Annotated in this window: 1 protein-coding gene; it reads left to right on the top strand. The window is 62.2% G+C overall.

Annotated elements, in window-relative coordinates:
• Positions 1-230 (top strand): DUF1989 domain-containing protein (locus tag SB756_RS36175; RefSeq protein ID WP_410914070.1); only part of this gene is annotated, 230 nt, incomplete at both ends.

Here is a 230-nt window from a genome sequence, read left to right as displayed (position 1 = left end):
CCGGGCATGTGTTCCGTCTCCCTACACCGGTGGGGCCGCAGTTGGGTGACTTCAACGTGTGGAACGCCAATGACCCGCGCGAACGTCTGTGGGCGGCGCGTACGAGGCAATTGCAGGGCGCCCATGTCAGCACCCACGACCGGTTATGGTCCAACCTGCCATTTTTAAGACCGCTCGCCACGATCACCGCTAACCGTATGGCTGGCTACGGCATCGACGAACATGGCGGT

It is taken from the genome of Pseudomonas sp. SIMBA_068, assembly GCF_046534705.1.
Classification (GTDB): Bacteria; Pseudomonadota; Gammaproteobacteria; order Pseudomonadales; family Pseudomonadaceae; genus Aquipseudomonas; species Aquipseudomonas putida.
This window is presented reverse-complemented; position numbering and strand designations above follow the sequence as displayed.